Origin of the sequence: Streptomyces sp. DH12, from assembly GCF_020873895.1 — a bacterium.
In the GTDB taxonomy this organism is placed as follows: Bacteria; Actinomycetota; Actinomycetes; order Streptomycetales; family Streptomycetaceae; genus Streptomyces.
Window position 1 is genome coordinate 1 of sequence record NZ_JAHWGT010000381.1, and the last position, 651, is coordinate 651.

1 pseudogene is annotated in these 651 nt (G+C 71.1%); it reads left to right on the plus strand.

Features of this window, described 5'->3' with window-relative positions:
• Positions 1-286 precede the first annotated feature (286 nt).
• A pseudogene (locus LPA54_RS34685) lies at positions 287-651 on the plus strand (glycoside hydrolase family 2 protein); the annotation flags it as partial.

Below are 651 nucleotides of genomic sequence, written 5' to 3' on the forward strand. Positions count from 1 at the left end.
GCCCTTGACCTCGGACGGGTCGTCGGGGGCCTCGGCGTCCGCGCCCGTCGCGGCACCTCCCGACCCGGTGCAGGCGGAGGCCAGCAGGGCGACGACGGCGGCGATCGATCCGGCGAGTGCTGTGCGGCGGTTCATGTGCACCAGCTCCGTTCACGGGGCGGACGAGCACGGGTGGGTTGGCTGGTTCGGCACTCTGACAGCCCCTCACTGAACCGGTAAAGTCTCTATTGCGCCAACGATACGAAAACGTTGCCCGCCCAGGGCTCAACCGGTTTAGGGAGTGTGCATGCGTCAGGTCACACCGCTCACCGACGGATGGATCCTGCGGCACCCGGACGGCACGGGGGAGGCGCTCCCCGCCTCGGTGCCGGGGTGTGTGCACACCGACCTGCTGGCGGCCGGCCTGATCCCCGACCCGTTCCTCGGGCGGGGCGAGACCGAGGTGGCGTGGGTGGGCCGCCGCGCATGGACCTATGAACGGGACCTATCCGCGGGCGACTCGGCGCACGAGCGGACGGACCTGGTGTTCGACGGCCTCGACACGGTCGCCGAGATCCTGCTCGACGGCCGCCCGCTGGGCCGGGTGCGGAACATGCACCGCTCGTACCGCTTCGACGTGACGGGGCTGAGCGGGCGGCTGAGGGAGCGGTT